The organism is Paenibacillus taiwanensis DSM 18679, from assembly GCF_000425125.1.
In the GTDB taxonomy this organism is placed as follows: Bacteria; Bacillota; Bacilli; order Paenibacillales; family Paenibacillaceae; genus Paenibacillus_B; species Paenibacillus_B taiwanensis.
In genome coordinates, this window is sequence record NZ_AULE01000028.1 from 240,156 (window position 1) to 257,915 (window position 17,760).

19 protein-coding genes are annotated in these 17,760 nt (G+C 46.6%); 12 read left to right on the forward strand and 7 right to left on the reverse strand.

Features of this window, described 5'->3' with window-relative positions; genetic code table 11:
• Window positions 1-9 precede the first annotated feature (9 nt).
• Window positions 10-2,148 (forward strand): O-antigen ligase family protein, encoded by a 2,139-nt coding sequence (locus H509_RS24600; RefSeq protein WP_051286874.1) that lies wholly within the window; start codon window positions 10-12, stop codon window positions 2,146-2,148.
• 80 nt (window positions 2,149-2,228) lie between these two features.
• Window positions 2,229-2,597: a hypothetical protein gene (locus tag H509_RS0107540; RefSeq protein WP_036696579.1), complete on the forward strand. Its 369-nt coding sequence runs from the start codon at window positions 2,229-2,231 to the stop codon at window positions 2,595-2,597.
• A 78-nt stretch (window positions 2,598-2,675) separates the two neighbouring features.
• Here the strand turns inward: H509_RS0107540 and H509_RS0107545 are convergent, their stop codons facing one another.
• Window positions 2,676-2,984, reverse strand: coding sequence for a hypothetical protein (locus H509_RS0107545; RefSeq protein ID WP_028544546.1), 309 nt, complete (start codon window positions 2,982-2,984; stop codon window positions 2,676-2,678).
• Window positions 2,985-3,303: 319 nt separating this feature from the next.
• Here H509_RS0107545 and uptA point away from each other — a divergent pair, with 319 nt between their 5' ends.
• From uptA to H509_RS0107560, 3 genes are all read left to right on the forward strand, one after another.
• A complete protein-coding gene (gene uptA / locus H509_RS0107550) occupies window positions 3,304-3,921 on the forward strand; it encodes an undecaprenyl phosphate transporter UptA (RefSeq protein WP_028544547.1) in 618 nt (205 codons plus the stop codon).
• Window positions 3,918-4,484: a thioredoxin family protein gene (locus tag H509_RS0107555; RefSeq protein ID WP_028544548.1), complete on the forward strand. Its 567-nt coding sequence runs from the start codon at window positions 3,918-3,920 to the stop codon at window positions 4,482-4,484. Before uptA ends, H509_RS0107555 begins: the two co-directional genes overlap by 4 nt.
• Before the next feature lie 130 nt (window positions 4,485-4,614).
• Entirely contained in the window at window positions 4,615-5,238 is a 624-nt protein-coding gene (locus H509_RS0107560; protein ID WP_028544549.1) for an MBL fold metallo-hydrolase, read from the forward strand.
• 1,197 nt (window positions 5,239-6,435) lie between these two features.
• On the opposite strand, the gene H509_RS0107570 is transcribed toward H509_RS0107560, so the two are convergent.
• Genes H509_RS0107570 through H509_RS0107595 form a run of 6 tightly spaced genes read right to left on the reverse strand, consistent with a single transcriptional unit; the run spans window position 6,436 to window position 12,090 of the window.
• Window positions 6,436-7,164: an ABC transporter permease gene (locus tag H509_RS0107570; RefSeq protein WP_028544551.1), complete on the reverse strand. Its 729-nt coding sequence runs from the start codon at window positions 7,162-7,164 to the stop codon at window positions 6,436-6,438.
• A gap of 1 nt (window position 7,165) precedes the next feature.
• The gene (locus H509_RS0107575; protein ID WP_028544552.1) at window positions 7,166-7,879 is read right to left on the reverse strand and encodes an ABC transporter permease; all 714 of its coding nucleotides are present in this window, start codon (window positions 7,877-7,879) and stop codon (window positions 7,166-7,168) included.
• Entirely contained in the window at window positions 7,879-8,790 is a 912-nt protein-coding gene (locus H509_RS0107580; protein ID WP_028544553.1) for an ABC transporter ATP-binding protein, read from the reverse strand. Before H509_RS0107580 ends, H509_RS0107575 begins: the two co-directional genes overlap by 1 nt.
• Window positions 8,791-8,848: 58 nt before the next feature.
• Entirely contained in the window at window positions 8,849-10,225 is a 1,377-nt protein-coding gene (locus H509_RS0107585; protein WP_028544554.1) for a sensor histidine kinase, read from the reverse strand.
• Window positions 10,222-10,893, reverse strand: a complete 672-nt coding sequence (locus tag H509_RS0107590) for a response regulator transcription factor (RefSeq protein ID WP_036696583.1) — start codon at window positions 10,891-10,893, stop codon at window positions 10,222-10,224. Before H509_RS0107590 ends, H509_RS0107585 begins: the two co-directional genes overlap by 4 nt.
• A 33-nt stretch (window positions 10,894-10,926) precedes the next feature.
• A complete protein-coding gene (locus H509_RS0107595) occupies window positions 10,927-12,090 on the reverse strand; it encodes a DUF418 domain-containing protein (RefSeq protein ID WP_028544556.1) in 1,164 nt (387 codons plus the stop codon).
• A gap of 97 nt (window positions 12,091-12,187) precedes the next feature.
• Between H509_RS0107595 and H509_RS0107600 the strand changes: the two genes are divergently transcribed.
• The 7 genes from H509_RS0107600 to gatA all read left to right on the forward strand — a co-directional run bounded on the left by H509_RS0107600 (window position 12,188) and on the right by gatA (window position 17,758).
• Window positions 12,188-12,493 carry a hypothetical protein gene (locus H509_RS0107600; protein ID WP_169450866.1) on the forward strand — a complete coding sequence of 102 codons (306 nt, stop codon included), beginning with the start codon at window positions 12,188-12,190 and terminating at the stop codon, window positions 12,491-12,493.
• A gap of 2 nt (window positions 12,494-12,495) precedes the next feature.
• Window positions 12,496-13,728: a M24 family metallopeptidase gene (locus H509_RS0107605; protein WP_051286875.1), complete on the forward strand. Its 1,233-nt coding sequence runs from the start codon at window positions 12,496-12,498 to the stop codon at window positions 13,726-13,728.
• 152 nt (window positions 13,729-13,880) lie between these two features.
• A complete protein-coding gene (locus tag H509_RS0107610; protein WP_028544559.1) occupies window positions 13,881-14,264 on the forward strand; it encodes a hypothetical protein in 384 nt (127 codons plus the stop codon).
• A 161-nt stretch (window positions 14,265-14,425) separates the two neighbouring features.
• Window positions 14,426-15,199, forward strand: a complete 774-nt coding sequence (locus tag H509_RS0107615; RefSeq protein ID WP_028544560.1) for a threonine/serine exporter family protein — start codon at window positions 14,426-14,428, stop codon at window positions 15,197-15,199.
• Window positions 15,196-15,633 carry a threonine/serine exporter family protein gene (locus tag H509_RS0107620; RefSeq protein WP_028544561.1) on the forward strand — a complete coding sequence of 146 codons (438 nt, stop codon included), beginning with the start codon at window positions 15,196-15,198 and terminating at the stop codon, window positions 15,631-15,633. Before H509_RS0107615 ends, H509_RS0107620 begins: the two co-directional genes overlap by 4 nt.
• Before the next feature lie 358 nt (window positions 15,634-15,991).
• Entirely contained in the window at window positions 15,992-16,279 is a 288-nt protein-coding gene (gene gatC, locus H509_RS0107625; protein WP_028544562.1) for an Asp-tRNA(Asn)/Glu-tRNA(Gln) amidotransferase subunit GatC, read from the forward strand.
• Between the two features lie 51 nt (window positions 16,280-16,330).
• Window positions 16,331-17,758 (forward strand): Asp-tRNA(Asn)/Glu-tRNA(Gln) amidotransferase subunit GatA, encoded by a 1,428-nt coding sequence (gene gatA, locus H509_RS0107630; protein WP_425414227.1) that lies wholly within the window; start codon window positions 16,331-16,333, stop codon window positions 17,756-17,758.
• Window positions 17,759-17,760: the final 2 nt, after the last annotated feature.

Here is a 17,760-nt window from a genome sequence, read left to right on the forward strand (position 1 = left end):
GGCGGCGTCATGAGAAGGTTGAATAAAATGGTAACGAAAACGGCTCATCTATCTATGCATGAAACGAGGACGCTTATCCTGTGGGCGATAGTGGGGATTGTATTAGGCGCGGGGTTATGCCAGCAAGGCTTGTTCTACGACCACCACATGCTGCCTGTAGCTGTGCTGCTTATTGGTGTTGGCGTATACCACATTTTGCGCAAAGGGATAATGCTGTCCTTGAGAGGTTGCGCTTTTCCTTGGCCGTTATGGTTTCCGCTCATAGCAGCGGTTTGTTACGGGATAACCTTGCTGTTTGAACCCGCCTCTGTGTATGGCAGTTGGATGCAGATCATACGATGGAGTTCTTTTGGCATATGGCTTCTGCTCATCTACGGTTCTTTGACGTGCAGACAAGCCGTTCAGAAGTTTCATCTTGTAATAGTATTAATTGGCATAGTGATGTCATTTGGTTCCCTCTGTATGTTGTACGGCTGGATTCCCTATAACGGAGGTGTGATGTCCAGTTCCAACGAAGAACTGTCCGCGTTAGGCTTTCGTCTTGGCGGCTGGCTGCAATATCCGAATACGCTTGGAGCGCTTGCGGGGGCATATGCACTATATCACTTAGGACGGATCAATGAATTAGGTATCACTCGACGGGCATGGCTGTTGGAATCCGTTTGCTTACTGCTGCATGCAACGGTGCTTGGCCTGACGGAATCAAGGGGCGCATGGCTAGTTACTGCTGCGATTGTATTTGCAAGTTTGCTCGTTACGAAGGGGAGCCGGCTCCGGTTTATAGGTTGGGCAGCGTGGCATGGATGCTGGGCGTTGTTAGCGCTGGCTTCCACTGCATCATTATGGCTGCAACAGAGCCACCTTATTGCGCTCCCATTTCTCTTATGTATGGCGGGAGCCGTGTTGTTGCCATATGTGCTCTATGTTGGAGTGAGCAATAGGGCTAAGAGGAGGGAGGACGGCGATAGGGAGTCTGTTAGTGAGCCGTGGTTTATCAAAGTTATTTTAGCAGGCATAGGAGCTGTTGTTCTAAGTGCAGCGTTATATGTAATGCCAAATGAGGCGAGTGATCGCTTAACGGGTCATTATGAGACGGCCTCGGCTCGAACTTTATTTTATAAGGATGCATGGCGATTGTGGCAGGAGCATCCTTGGCTTGGAAGTGGCGGTGACGCTTGGAGACAGCAGTTTTCATCTATCCAGAGCGAGCCGTATGTGGGCAAGGAAGTACATAGCAGTTTATTTGATATGCTGCTGGACATTGGCGTCGTTGGCACGGTGGTGACAATGGGACTAGCGGCAGTCGTGCTATGGCAAGGCTGGCGCCGCTATCAGGCAGCGGGCATGGCTGCAACCGCCATAGCAGCCCACAGTTTGATTGACTTCGACCTCGCATACAGTTGGGTCATTTATGTGTGGCTTGGTTGGCTGGCATTAGGCTATTCAGGCGGCAAGCAATGGGGGGAGCCGGTTGAGAGCGCTCAACCACAATCGCAGGCAGAACTGATGCAAAGCGGTGCGAAGCAGGTGCGGCGTAGTAAGCTGCGCCAGCGTCTCGCAACTCTGGTGCTTGTCGTCCCGCTGGCAGGGGTAGCCGCGGTAGGTTTAAGTCACTGCGTGGCGCAAGTTCTATACGCCACGGCAAGCGGCAAGCCTACTGCCGCCAGCGCAGTGACACTCCGCGCAGCACAGCGGCTCGCGCCTGCCAATACAGCGCTGCGCATCGCAGCCTCGCGCCGCTTACCGCCGCGCGAGGCGCTGGCGCTGCTGGCAGAGGGGCAGAGCTTCGAACACGACGGCAAAGCGCTCAACCGTGAGCTGGCGCTAACGGCTGAGCGCAGCGGCAATCCGCAGCAAGCGGCCGCCTACTGGCAGGCGGCCGTGAAGGCTGATCGCTTCGATCGCAAGCTGCGCACCGAAGCGATCGTGCGGCTTGCCGCTATGGCGCAGGCGGCGGCCGCGCAAGGACAGCCATCGTTGGCGCAGACGCTGGCCGTGGATGCAGAAAGGCACTTCAGCGCTTACGATGCTGAAGTGCGCCGCATCGCGGCAATTGAGCACGTGGCAAACGGCAAGCGGTTTGCTATGACGGAAGAGGCCGAGCGCGCAGCGGCCTCCGTATACTTGCTTACCCTCCAAAGTAAGTAACAGGAGAACGGGCAAATGGACCAAGCAAGACAGGAGCGAGCTGCATACGTTGTACGATACGTGCAGAAAGGAGCATCCGCATGAGCATCGTAAAACGTATCACTCCTCCCCTCAAGGACCCGCAGCGCAAAGGAAAAGTAGTCAGTAAAGTGACCAGGAAGCCATTTAAAGCCAAGCTGATTCCGAATCTGTACTTTACACGCTTTACTGTATTATGGGTGCAAAATAACGGCGTTACGTTTAATACCGCCGGTTTTTTTGCCCGGGCTTTTTCAGGCGGGCGCTTGTTGTCTACAGCATCATTTGACCGTCACGGCGTCGTCCGCTTCAATAATATTGGTGTCTTGACTAACGTGGCGCTTACGATTCAAGTGTTTAACAGTGCTGGTGTACTGTTCCGAACACGCAACGTACCTAGAGGTGTTGAAGCCTTCGCTATTATTGGCTAATGCCGACAAGGCCCACTCGTTTCTTTTCGGAAACGGCGTGGGCCTTTTGACTGAAAGTGATGATGTTCGGTTGTCGGGCTATCCGCCGAATGCATCGCGGAAGCAGGCGCTTAGCTTAGTCCGGTCAACCTTCCATAATTGAGCCAGTTCCTCGCTGACAGCTTCATCCCACCAATCGGCAAGCCGCTTGCGATGTTGGCTGTTCTCATGAATCCAGGTCAAGTTGCCGAATACTTTTTCTACATACAATGCTTCGCCCTGCTTTATCAGTTCATCGGGGACATATAGCTTCATCCGTTTGATCGTACGATACAACTCCGTACTACAGGAACGGCGAATTTTGCGTGCGGAAGGCAGGGGGGCTTCATGGCGCTCTTTTGGTCTCAATAAGGTGACTCCTCTCTACACGGGCCTACGCATCAACATATGCAGAGACTTTTTGCTTGTCACAACCGGAATGAATCTTCTTTATGTAGTTGTTTTACGATAGTGTAAGATTCCATGCCATCGCAATTAAGCCCCTCGCATCGTCCTATTCTAGTGACTGCTTCCTAAACTAAGCTAGACCCTATGTATACCGAGGAGTGTACACTAATTCCTAACTTGGAGTGATGTCCTTCCATATGCTAGAATAGAATGGTTATCAATGAAGTCGTTCCAAGTGTTATCATTAATTATGAATAAGCATGTGGGGAAGAGGGAAGGTATGGATACGATTCATCAGATTATTAACACACTGTTTCACTGGATTCAGAGTCTGGGGGAATGGGGCATCTTCTTCGGATTAATGCTAGAAGTAATACCTAGTGAAATTGTGTTAGCCTACGGTGGTTTTCTTGTTTATTTAGGAAAAGCGAACTTTGTTATGATCGTTATATTTGGAGTTGTCGGGGGCGTGCTCGCCCAACTGGTCGTATATTGGATAGGTAGATACGGCGGCAGGCCTTTCTTGGAGCGCTTTGGGAAGTACATATTAATTAATAAGCACCATATCGATAAGTCAGAAGAATGGTTTAACAAATATGGTACGGGTGTTATTTTTACAGCACGCTTTGTACCGATTGTCCGTCATGCCATTTCTATTCCCGCGGGAATTACGCGTATGCCTGTATGGAAGTTTACGGTTTTAACTACGTTGGCCGTTATTCCTTGGACACTATTATTTGTTTATTTGGGTTACATGCTCGGCGATAACTGGGAGCACATCGATGAGGCGGCAGCACCATATGTGAAGCCGATACTGCTAATTGCACTTGCGCTCCTGATCGTGTATGTTGTCATTAAATATACTATTTCAAAGAAGAAAGCGGGGCAATCCAAATGAGCAACTCTATTGCTGAATATTTAAGACAGGGTATTTCACCACAAGCCTTTATGGATGGTATGACCAAGAATCAGGATGCCTTTCTTTCTTGGTACAACAAGTTTGAATGGGCAGATGAGGATGATCGCTCGTTCTTTGAATCGCTACAGTTTAGAGATGATCTGCGCTGCGAAATTTTAGCAGCAGATTGGTGCGGTGACGTTGTGCGCAACGTGCCAGTTGTATTTAAAGCAATGGAGGCCGCAGGCATTCCGACAGAGGTTTTAATTATGGAGCAGTTTCCGGAACTGATGGATCAATATTTGACGATGGGTGGACGATCAGTACCTGTCGTTATTATTACGGACACTGGCGGACATGTGTTAGGTAAATGGGGGCCGCGTCCTAGCGATGTACAGGCTCATATGATCGCTTTTAAACAAGCGAATCCAGACCGTGAGGCTACTGACTATCAGGATAACTTGAAAGTAGTCCGCCAGCAAATGTTGGAGACATACGGTGAAGGAACGGATTATCATAACCGTATTATTCGTGAATTAAGAGAGCTGCTTTCTTCATTTTAAGCGGCTACGATTTAGCGGACAGTGGAATCGAATGTGTGGAAGGTAAGGGAGGGCTACTGCAAAAGGGTATCTCTTCCTAGAGTATCCTTCCCACAATGGTATACAAAATGGTAAGGCGGTGTTAGCAGCGATGTTTCGTATATTAAGCTTTTCTCTGGGACCAGTTGAGACCAATGCTTACTTGCTTATTAACGAGGAGTCGAAGGAAGCAATTGTTATCGACCCAGGTATGAATCCAGGGCCACTTATGAAGGCGCTTGATGGACTTCAAGTAAAGGCAATTCTGTTGACACATGCGCATTTTGATCATATCGGAGGGCTGAAGGAAGTACGTGATGAATATAGCTGTCCTGTGTATATTCATAGTCGTGAAGCGGAATGGCTGCTGAAGCCGGAACTGAACGGCTCACTGATGTGGCCGCATGTATCAGCACCAATGATCTTTGCACAAGCAGAACACTCGCTCGAAGATGGTCAAGTGCTTGAATTGATTGGATATCAGTTTCAAGTGATGCACACTCCTGGCCATTCCCCAGGAAGTGTAAGCTTCCTGCATGGCAAGCATTTGTTTGCAGGGGATGTGTTGTTCCGCACTTCTGTAGGTCGTACAGATTTGCGAGACGGTGATCACGATACATTAATTCGGTCCATCCACGAGAAGTTGTTGCCGTTGGGTGATGACGTTACGGTATATCCAGGTCATGGGCCAACGACAACGATCGGTTTTGAAAAGCAGTATAATCCGTTTATTTAGTTGAATGTGAAAGTATGGAAGAAAGAAACCCTCTGTAGACGTCCTATGATCAGACATGAAGATGTTTGATTGATGTAAAGGATGCCGCAGAGGGTTTTGTTACTTAAAGAATATGAAACTTAGGGTGTATAACTTGACTATAAAGTTGAACGTTTTTTAGGTGATTGGCTAGAAATAAAGATGTAAATGCAAAAGGGATAGAGATCAAATTATTGATATGGTATATGATCCGCGATAAACTGGTCGACAAATGCACATAGGAGGGATTATCATCAACAAAACTTCAGTTCTTATGTTTCGAATGCTACTGCCTACACTGCTTGCTGTAGTTCTACTTAGTTTGGATTTTTTATTTTTAGGACTTCTTATACTGGTGGGTGTTATTTCTGATCTAATTATATATTTGAGTAGTGTAAAGCATAGAAATTCGGACTCCATATTTTTTAAAACAGGCCATTATTCGTATTTATGTTCACTAGCTTTTCTATTCATTATAATCATTTTGTTTGAATGTGAGTTTATTCCTTCAAATCTTGCACTGTACTCAAGCTTGATAGGAATCATTTTAATCTTTCCAATCTCACTACTTATCATAAAAAGAACAAAATAAGCTATCTCTCTGATTTTAGAACTACAAGTATATAAAGTATATCTAGTTACACATGATAGCTTTTCAATATAATTGTACTCGCCAATAATCCCCCAACAATGACTCCAACATTTTATAATCCTTAAAAATAACAGTATCCTTAGGCAACTCCGAGTCGCGGTTTAATCTGGGCTTATGTAAAATTGAATCGTGTTTGTATGTGTGCGTATCCTGTGACAAAGTTGTTCTCTCACTCACACGGCATAATCTTGCATCACAAAGCTGGGGCTTGCTAATTGGTGCCTTTGTCTACTCAAAACAGCGCGTTAAACGATACGTTTGGGGAATTGTGAGTTCTAGCTTCCGTGATTCCGTGAGATAAGAGATCCTCGTTTCTTTCAGTTTCAGCAATTGGATCTCATCTAATGGTGCTATTTCCCCACCTATCAGAAATAAACCGAGCACATAGTGTCTACGCCTCCAGCCCATAAAATAGAAAAACCTGACCTCCATAACAATAGGGGGTCAGGTTGCAGTGAATACAACTATAAAGACCTAGATTCACATCAGGCTTTGGCACTGGATATAAAGTTTAGCAAAATGCAAATTTATATTTCTTTGCGATTAATATAAGCAAGTCCTGCCAAAACAAATAAAACAAAGCTCCCACCAATAACAAATAGCAGCGTCTCTAAGGAGACATTAATGCCGAATGAATCGTTCTGAGGCAGCATCGCAAGCGACGGCTGACCCCAAGGATAATAGATGCCGTACTTGGACTGAATCACCATCAAGTTCGGCAGTGTTAAGATGACGTTAACAGCGAGTGGAGCAGCGAAGCTTGCCCAGGCTATCGCCATTAGCATTTGCAGCGCAATTAGCGGCAAAGAAGCTAACCAGCCGTTTAGTACACTGTTAACCAGCATCAGCCAAGGAACAGGTTCAGCGATCCCCTTCAACAAGCCGATGAATAGCACGGCACCCATGAAGATCAGTTGGGTGGCCAAAAGAAGTGTCGCTACGACTACATATTTGGAAATGTACACACCAGTACGAGAGACTGGTAATGATAAGAGCTGCTTCCAACCCCCATTAGCATGTTCGTACCGGCATATAAAAGCGGACAGCACACCAGATAGCAGCGGCAGGAACAACACGGCGTGCGCCATTGCCATCTGGGAAAGCAGGATTGGCCATGCTCCGGGCTGTTCAGCATTCAGATTGTACATCACGCCGAGCATAGCAGCCATCAATGGGCTGAGTATTAGGATGAACCCTAGTCGGGAACGTTTTAATTTTAATATTTCAGCATAAAAAATTCGATGTAAAGTCCGCATGCTAGTCCACATCCTTTCTGGCGAAGTGGACTAAAGATAGCGAATAGATAACGAGACCTGTACTTAGCCCCGTAATAACTGAATAAATGGGGATGTGAGACTCATTCACGAGCAACGGCCATTTGAGCGGCATCCAGTCTGGCATTTGAGCAGCATACATACTGACGATACTGACTAAAATGCCAATCGTGATAGGCACTGCCTGATTTCGATTTGTAATGGACAGCCACGATTGCAGCGCAATAATAGGCATTGCGGCAAGCCACGGAAAATAACATTTTAACAGCAGCATTCCCCACGGGATATCCATTCCGAATCCCAACACTCCGCCAAGCAGCAAAGTGCCACCACTTAACAACGTACACGCCACAAAAAGCAAAAATTGAATCATTGTAAATTTGGACGTAAACACGGTCAAACGAGAGATTGGCAAAGCCAACACTTGTTTCCACGACTGCTCCCGATGCTCAATCCCAGAAATTAATGATGCTAGTAGTGTAATGCCCAGCAGCATAGCAGGTGCAGCCAGATACTGAACGTTCAGGATCAGATTTCCCCAAAGATCAGCTTCATACTTCTTCATTAAATAATGATAGCGAAGCCCATAATTAACGCTCTGTAAGCCAATTACGCCTATAGGCCCCAACAGTACCAGCCAGCCAATCCATGTGCGTCGAAGCTTCAACCAATCAGCAGATAGTGCTTTTAACAGCATTATGATCGCTCCTTCCCAGTGAGGGAGAGGAAAATCTCTTCGAGTGACTGTCTTTGATCTACGATTCGGTATATGCTGTGCCCGTTTTGCACAAGCTGCTGCACAATTAAAGCTACTTGCTCATTGGGTACGTATGAAATCGTCAGTAGATCCTCATGCTGAGCGGCATGGATTCCCCATGTGGATATCGTGTGCGCTGCTTGACGGGGATCAGACACCGCGAGTCTGATATGGTGTTTTGCTTGTCGCTGTAACATCTCCAGTGAATCTTGGAAAAGGATACTGCCATGCTGAATAATACCGACACGATTGGCCATCTGTTCAATTTCACTTAATAGATGACTGGAAACGAGTACGGTAATACCGTACTGGTCTGGCAGCGATTTGATCAGTTCCCGCATTTCCAAAATGCCTGCGGGATCGAGACCATTGGTCGGCTCATCCAGTATGAGCAGTTCCGGGGAGCCAAGTAGCGCAGCGGCGATTCCTAATCGCTGCCGCATGCCAAGGGAGTAGCCTTTGACTACACGCTTGGCGTCTTTTGTTAAACCAACGATACTTAATACCTCGTCAATCCGTGCTGCGGGCACATCGATAATCCGACGAATCGTTTCCAAGTTCTCGCAAGCGTTCAAATGTCCATAATAGGAGGGAGATTCGACTAACGAACCGACCTTTTTTAGAACATCCATACGTGATTTCGGGAAAGACTTGCCAAACATGCGGATGGACCCTGAAGTTGGCCGAATAAGCCCTAACAGCATCCGGATGGTTGTTGTTTTCCCGGCTCCATTTGGTCCTAAAAATCCATAAATATCTTGTTTGTTCAGCTCCAGATTAATCTGGTTAACAGCCGTTCGCGAACCATATCGTTTCGTTAATTGTGTAGTTTGAACGAAAGCATCGCTCATTGTGATCACCTCATGCTTAACCTTATCGTGTGCAGGTTAAAGCAAAGCGACCACAAGTTTAAATTTTGTTTAAAAGGTGAGGTGTAATCTCGATTGCAGTTCCGTATTCGCCTGTTCGTACTGTAGCAACCAGACCCATGTCCTGAAGCATCACCGTCACAATACTCATGCCAATGCCGCTCCCCTTTGTATCAGTTGAATGCTGCATGCCGGGACCCTTATCTATAATTACAATTCGTGCTTGATGTGCAGAATCGAGAACTTGAATGCCGATGTAATGACCGCTTGCGGCATGACGCACGACATTTTGGATGAGATTATCCAAAATACGCTTCATCCATTGAGGATCAATGCTCCATAAAATGGCGTTATCCGGCAAGTCGATTTCAATATCAAACTTCTCCTGCTCCAAGACGGGATACCAATTCGCGGCACTCTCCCGTACGAGCCGAACGATATCAACGGGCTGGAGCTGCAAGGTATAACGTTTGGCGGCAAGCAGCGTATAAGAGAGCAGGTTATCAACCAGATGCCCTAGATCGTTTATTTTGGTGTCCATTAACATAATGGAGGACACCCCTTGGGCTGACAAAGGCTCCTCTTTCAATGAATGGGCATGCGCTCTAATCGTCGTGAGCGGTGTACGAATATCATGAGACAGGTTAGCAATCAGTTTCTTTCGCAACTGCTCTTCCTCTTGCTCCCGCTGCCTACTCGTTCTCAAGTCGTTGATCATGCGGTTAAAGGCGTGTTCTACTTGACCAATTTCATCTTCACGCACCACTTGCAGCGTATGAGGAATGCCGTTAGGGTCCGTTAAGGACATGGCCTCTTCAAGGCGAACCAACCGATTACGTATACGCTTAAAAAATTGCCATGATATCATTACAAATAAGATATAAATCGTAACTTGAACGAGCAGCAGCCAATTATAATTATAAGAATTATTAAATGTGTTTCCCAATAGCTCCCTTGGCACTTGCATGACGATAAAGCCATTTTTCGGCTGCTTGCCGATAAAGGACACGATCGTAAAAGGATCGCGATCGTAGCTCTTCTTCATAAATGAAATGCTGTCCACAGCAGTCCATTGCTGCGGAAGTTGTGTTTGTACGGGCAGCATGTCCCGCGTCAACCCTGATCCGTCTACCCAGAACATACTCGCTTTTGGGTACTCGGACTTTAGCTGTGTTAGCCGCTTTGTGATTTGCTGCGGTGAGGCTTGTCCAAGTTTGGCGGCAGTGTCATGCCAATGCTTCTCCAACTGCTCATGGCTAGCATAAGGATTGGCTTCGGTATTACCGGTGAAGGATTGAGATATTTGCATCAAAATAGCCATTAGCGGAAATACAATAATCCATAACGCCAGCGCACATATAATGATCAGCAAATAGCGAGCCCGAAGGGATTGGCGCCAATGAACTTGCGGCCTCATCGTTTGACCCGATAACCGATGCCGCGAATAGTTTCGATAAGCGCTGGACGGCTGGGGTCTAATTCGATCTTCTCTCTTAAATAACGAATATGTACCATGAGGGTTTTATCACCATTGATGTAGGGTTCTCCCCATACCCCTTCATATAGCTGTTCTTTGGTCAAAATTTGATTGGCATGACGCAGCATATAGGCAAAAATATGATGCTGCTTGCCTGTTAAAATGATGTCTTCGCCGGTTCGCTGATCAACGACTCGATTTTGATGAGGGTAAATGTGCAGATGCTGCAAGGAGATGAGCTCCGGTTCATTGTGCTCATGCCGACGGAGCAGCACTTCTATCCGAGCTGCAAGCTCATCAGGATGGAAGGGCTTAGTCACATAATCATCGGCAAATTGCAGGCCTTGTAATTTGTCATCAATAGCTGTTCGAGCAGACAGCATCATAATGGGCAGCAGCGGGTGCTCCTTCTTTAGTCGCTGGCCTAATGTGAATCCGTCTAGCCCAGGCAGCATGACATCAAGCAGCACTAAGCTTTTGGAAGCAGCGGCCTCAACGAGCCCATCACCGGATGTACGCCATTCGACATCGTACCCTTTTTGTTGTAGAAATCGTTCCGTCCAGCCGCCGATTTCGTTGTCATCTTCCACGATTAAGATGCGATGCATGATTCGTGACTTCCTCTCCTGAATAAAATAAGATCATTTTCCACGCGCAGAATGCTGATGGGCGCTGGATTTATGACGAAGGGAAGAGAATGTCCCATATGTTCCAGCTCGCCATAACCACTCTATTGGCCCCATTTTATAAAAGCGGAGCCATAACTTACTGCAAAAGACCTGAAGGATCAATATAACTACAACATATATCATTCCTATCCACAAAGGTGTAGTTGCGGCATTGTACGCTGCCAATCTTAGCAATCCCATCGTGATGATGGTCTGCATTAAATAATTGGTAAGCGCCATGCGACCGACGGCAGCCAAGCTCCGAAAGTGATACGAACCGAGGCCGCTATGAAGTCGAAGCAGCGTGCATACGTAAAATACTGCTGCTGTTTTTCCGGTTAAATGCGTATAACCATAGTTTTGCAAAGTGTTATACACCGGATGGGAGACGTAATAGATAATCATCGGGATAAACAACAGCATCGTGAGCCCGGCCGATATCCATTGCAAGCGTTTAATAGCACTCTGATACAGATGCAATTGTTCGAACCACCGTTTTTTTCCTGCATATAAACCTAATAGAAACAGCCCAAGCACTTCGAAGACTAACAATGATAAATTTTCAAGACCGTTTCGGAACAAATGGTTGATCCGCATCCGTATATCCGGCATATGAGGAAATAAACCGATCGCGTCTCCGCTAGGCGCAGTGTATGACGCTATAAGTCCTAGTAACACACTCAGGAGCGCATACAGACTTAATAATGTAATGCTCCATGTCAAAATGGTCTTGGCTGAACGTTTATAGAATAACAGCAATAGAAACCCGAATAAGCTATAAGCGTGAAGGATATCCCCTTGCCACAGCAGCACATAATGGGCAATCCCGATCAATAACAGCAGTAGGAGACGGCGAGTGAACAAACGATATACAGGCAGTTCCCTTCTTTTGGCACTCTGCATAAATAAATAGAAGCCAAGTCCAAATAAGAACGCGAAGATGGTGTAGAACTTAGTCTGAATGAACATATCGTATAACAAGCGAACTAACGCGTCAGCACCTGTATAAGAAGTTGTAAAAGTGACGCCATTACCGATCATGTCAGGGACATTCACGAAGAAAATACCAAAGATAGCAAAGCCGCGAATGATGTCCAGTGCATCAATCCTTTGACTCGATTGTACCATTTGCGACATACAAGCCCCCCTTTTTATATAGGAAAAATACGGTTCAATCAGTCTCTTATTATAGCAGAGTCATATCAGTAGCATCAGTAACAGCATTAATATCAGTATGTTGGCTGACACTGGCGTACAGTCTTCAGTAGTGACCTTGCATCGAGTAGGTGATATGCATCGGCAGATGGAATCGCTATTTTGTTCGTGGTATCATCAATTTAATTGTTGCTTTGTTGTATTAGCTATAGGCGCAATGCTGGTGGCTTGGCTAAGTGGCCCGATTGCTAGGGGCTTCTGGACGCATATGGGATTTTTAGCGTTGCTAATGGCATCGTTTTTGTTTATGACACAGCTGTCCGTTCTTATTTTGGGCTGCGCGTCATGTTCAGACAATCGATTTGTTGAAATGGAGGCAGCTTGACTATGACAAATATCGATCATCATGATTGTACGGAAGCAAGGGAGCATCAAGATCGGATTCTTCGATTACAACATCATATGTCAGTGGCCGGCATCGATTTATTTTTGGTCACGCACAATGTTGATATTTATTATTTGACCGGATCAATGCAGTCAGGTTACGTAATGGTACCAAAGACAGGGGAGCCAGTATTTTTGGTAAAGCGCAGCTTTAGTCGTGCGGAAGTAGAATCGTCCATCCGGGTAGAGCGTATGGGGTCCTTCCGGCAGTTGGGTGATACGATTCGTTCCTGCTACAGCGACATGATGCGAGAAGGAGCTCGCATTACGATGGCGACGGAGTACGATGTGCTTCCTGTCCAGCAATTTGAGCGATTAAAGGCGGTTATTTCGGACGTAGACTGGATCGACGGTTCAACGATATTCCGTGAGCTTCGTATGATAAAGTCACCATATGAAGTGAGTCGGATCCGCATCTCGGCTATTGCAGCACACCGTGCATTGGAGCAAGCCGCGGCGCATGTGCACGCAGGCATGACTGAACTGGAGCTTATTGCGCATATTGAGCACATTTTCCGAATGCAAGGTCATATTGGCATAGTACGCATGCGTGGCTACAATCAAGAAATAGTGACAGGAATGGTTGCCTCCGGCGAAGCGGGGGCGGAGCCCACTTACTTTGATGGCCCCGCAGGTGGCCGCGGATTAACCCCTGCCAGCCCACAAGGGGCAAGCCGCAAAGTGATCGCTCAGCATGAACCGATACTGGTGGATATCGGGTGCTGCATTGATGGTTATGTCATTGATCAGACCCGAACCCTCGTCATCGGGAAACTAAATGAAACATTGCAGTTTGCATATGAGGCGGCAGAAGCGATACTAAGAAAAACAGAGCAGCGACTCAAGCCGGGGACGATTAGCGAGACATTGTATACTGAAGCTTTGGCAATGGCTGAAGCCTATAAGCTGGCTGACCACTTTATGGGTTATGGCGAGGACCAGGTGAAGTTCCTCGGGCATGGCATCGGCCTAGAGATTGATGAGTGGCCCGTACTCGCACGAGGCTTTAAGCAGCCATTGGAACCAGGAATGATTTTAGCGATTGAGCCCAAGTTTACTTTTCCCGGACTGGGCGTTGTTGGTATTGAGAATACTTATTTAATAACTGCAGATGGCTATGTAAAGCTAACTACAGCACCGGAAGGAATCATTACCGTTAACGAAGATAAGGGGTGAGTGGCTGCTTTTGTTTACCATTTTGTGGGATTGTGTCAGGCGTTAACATTTCAGCCTGCAATAATCTAGTTGTCTTATCGTTTACAGCCAGACACTTTTCTAGTACGATAGTGAAAAAGTGAAATATAGAAGACGGCTGGGAGGCATAGACAATGATGCAATTGGGAGAGAAAGTAGTCATTGTCGCCGACCGTTTCGAACAACAATTGCCTATCGGGGAATATGGCTACATTATTGCATATGACCGCAACGCGGATAACGCATTTGATTATGTGATTCGTGTTCCGAAAGCAAGCCGCAACTTCTTTGTACCGGCATCAGATGTCGAATGCGAAGACCTGCTTTTGCAGCAGGAAGCGGATCGTGTCGAACGGGAAGCGCTCATTGATTATGCGCTCGCTACAAGAAATGAAACTCTGTTTCGTCGTTTGATGAATAACGGCGAAGAAGAGGTCGAGAAGGAAGAGGATGAAGGCCAAGAGCCGATGTCCGCAGAAGACTTTGTACGCAAAGTGAATTTGCGAGCTTGGATATAATGGAGTACTCATAGGAAGCGCAGACAGGACGGACGTGCATGGAGGCGATGCTGCAATAGCGGGAATCCTGCGCGTCTTTCTTTTTTACGTATCATGAAAATGATGAAAAAGTTTCATAATAACACATATATAAGATGGGCCATTGAAGGAGAGGGGCAGCTTTGGAACTGAACCGCATCATCTATGTTGCGACATATGCCGGCAAAATATTGCTTGAAAGCGGCGGTGAAACGTACCGTGTTGAGGATACGATAGGGCGAATCTGTAATGCCTACGGAATTCGCAAAGTAGAGAGCTTTGTTGTACCTACAGCCATTATTACGTCTGCGGTTAGTGATGAATACAAATCCAAAGCCGTAATTAAGCGGATAAGAAATCGCAGCTTTAACTTGCAAAAGATCGTGCGGGTGAACGAGTTATCGCGTAAGATTCAGTCGGAGCCGATTACGATTCGTGAACTGTATGCTGAGCTAAAGGCGATTGATCAAGCAAACTCTTATCCATTATGGCTGTCGAGCTTGTTCTATTCACTCATTTCTGCTGGTTATGTTCTGTTTTTTGCAGGTTCCTTTCTGGAAATGGTTAATGCCTTTATAAGTGCTACCGTGATGAGATTGTGCATGTATTTATTTGAGAAAGACAATTATAATGTCGTGTTTATACACGTTCTCGGTGGTGCGGTGGCTGCGATAAGCACGTTGCTGCTTGTCTACTTTGGGGTTGGTGCTCAGTCTAATACGATTTTAATATCTGTGCTGATGAACTTATTTCCAGGCTTGATTTTGGCAAATGCCATTCGTGATATTATGGCGGGGGACACTTTGTCAGGAGTAGCGCGAACGACAGAAGCACTGCTTATAGCGATAGCGATAGCTGCTGGTTCGGGCACAGTAGTGGCACTAAGTATGAAGTGGTTAGGAAGTGGCGCAGTATGATTATTAAAGTCATTGCCTCCTTTTTTATAAGCATGTGCTTTGGTGGAGCATTTCAGCTTCGCTTAAAAGGGATGCTGCTTTCCGGCTTGGCTGGCGGAATAAGCTGGCTTACATTTGATGTGGCCAAGCTATTGACGGGCAGTGAGTTTTTTTCGTTTTTTTTAGCCTCCTGCTCATTAAACATCTATGCTGAGGTGACGGCCCGCAGAGCCAAAATGCCAGCTATATGCTTTATTGTTCCAGGGCTTGTTCCACTGGTGCCAGGCGCGGCATTGTACGGGACGATGTATGAATTTGTGTTGGGACGTCCACAGGAAGCATGGAATTCCGCAATCTTTGCCTTTTCTACCGCGGTAAGTATATCACTTGGCTTTATCCTTACATTAGGTATTGCTCGGATGAAACGACCGATCCGGATACCCTTTAAAAAATAGGTGGTTGTTTTCTATTAAATTTTAAAGTTGTTGTTTGTAACGATACCCAAACAGGGGCTGTCTTAAGGTCAATTGACCTTCTAGGACAGCCCTTAATAGTGTATCCATACGAAGTTGTCATCTGATCTACATGCTCTCTGTAACTCCTGCCTGACTCTTTCCTGCTAGCCGCTTATTGTTTGTGTTATGATTTGGAAATAAATATGTATTATTCTGCTGCTGCAATTCAATCGTCAAGCTGCTCGTATAGCAATACCTTCCATTAGAATTCGTTGAGTTGATTTTCGTTGTGCGCTATAATAAAGGGATGAATTTTGGCTGGAATGGCTGGAATACAGTAAGGAGGACGAAATAGCCCATGAGCATTAATTTGGATAACGTCGAGCATGTAGCCCGACTAGCGCGGTTGCAATTGAGCGCTGAGGAGAAACATCAATTTTTGGACCAGCTTAATGCTATTTTGAAATATGCTGACAAGCTGAATGAGCTGCACACCGACGACGTTCAACCGACTACGCATGTGCTTCCTATACATAATGTCATGCGTGACGATGTAGTGCGTGAGTCACTTCCGATAGAACGAGTAATGGCCAATGCGCCAGAGGAAGAAGACGGTCACTTTAGAGTGCCGGCAGTTTTGGATTGATAACTGAAGGAGGAAGACGCGTTGACGCCATTAGAACTAACATTAGTTGAAATGCAGCAGCAACTGAAGTCGCGATCATTGTCAGCGACTGAATTGGTTGAAGCTTCTTATAAGCGAATTGCGGCTACGGAGCCACAGATTCAGGCCTTTTTGACGCTGAACGAAAGCCAGGCTTTAGATGATGCACGTGCATTGGACGAGCTGCTGGCACAAGGAGGAGAAGTTGCTCCACTTGCAGGTATTCCAGTAGGGGTAAAGGACAACATCGTAACAGATGGCCTACGTACAACTTGTGCCAGCCGATTCTTGGATAATTTTATTCCTGTGTATGATGCGACGGTATCCCGCAAGTTAAAGGAAGCGGGCATGATCACGATCGGCAAGCTGAACATGGACGAATTTGCGATGGGCGGCTCCAATGAGAACTCCGCTTATCAAGTCACTCGAAACCCTTGGGATCTTGATCGCGTGCCAGGGGGCTCAAGCGGCGGTTCAGCAGCCGCTGTAGCTGCGGGTCAAGTGCCGTTTGCACTTGGCTCCGATACAGGCGGGTCCATTCGTCAGCCTGCTGCTTATTGCGGTGTAGTCGGATTAAAGCCTACTTATGGCCTCGTATCCCGTTTTGGCTTGGTTGCATTTGCTTCCTCATTGGATCAAATTGGTCCTTTTGCCCGTACGGTTGAGGACACAGCGCTTGCACTACAAGTTATCGCTGGACACGATACGATGGATTCTACCTCTGCAAACGTAGATATCCCGAATTATGTCTCTGCCTTGCAAGGTGACGTCAAAGGACTCCGTATCGGCGTACCAAAGGAATATATGGGTGCAGGTGTTGATCCTAAAGTTAAAGAAGCGGTTATGGCTGCGCTTCGAGTCTATGAGTCTCTTGGGGCACAGTGGGAGGAAGTTTCGCTTCCGCATACAGAATATGCGGTTGCAGCTTATTACCTGCTTGCTTCTTCCGAAGCTTCCTCGAATTTAGCTCGCTTTGATGGCGTTCGTTATGGGGTAAGAGCTGCTGATCCGGACAATTTGCTGGATTTGTACGTTCAATCGCGGAGCCAAGGCTTCGGTCAAGAAGTAAAACGTCGAATTATGTTAGGAACTTATGCGCTTAGTTCAGGTTATTATGACGCGTTCTACCTGAAAGCACAGAAGGTACGCACATTGATTAAGAAGGACTTTGACGATGCGTTCAGCCGCTATGACCTTCTTATTGCGCCTACTGCACCAACGACAGCGTTTAAGATTGGCGAGCAAGTAAACAATCCGTTGCAGATGTATATGAACGACATTCTGACGATTCCGGTCAGCTTAGCTGGTGTTCCGGCAATCAGCGTGCCTTGCGGCTTGGCAGATGGACTGCCTGTTGGCTTACAAATTATCGGCAAACCATTTGATGAGGCAACCGTGTTAAAGGCTGCGCATGCATTTGAACAACATACTGAACATCACAAGCTGCGCCCGCAGTTGTAAGA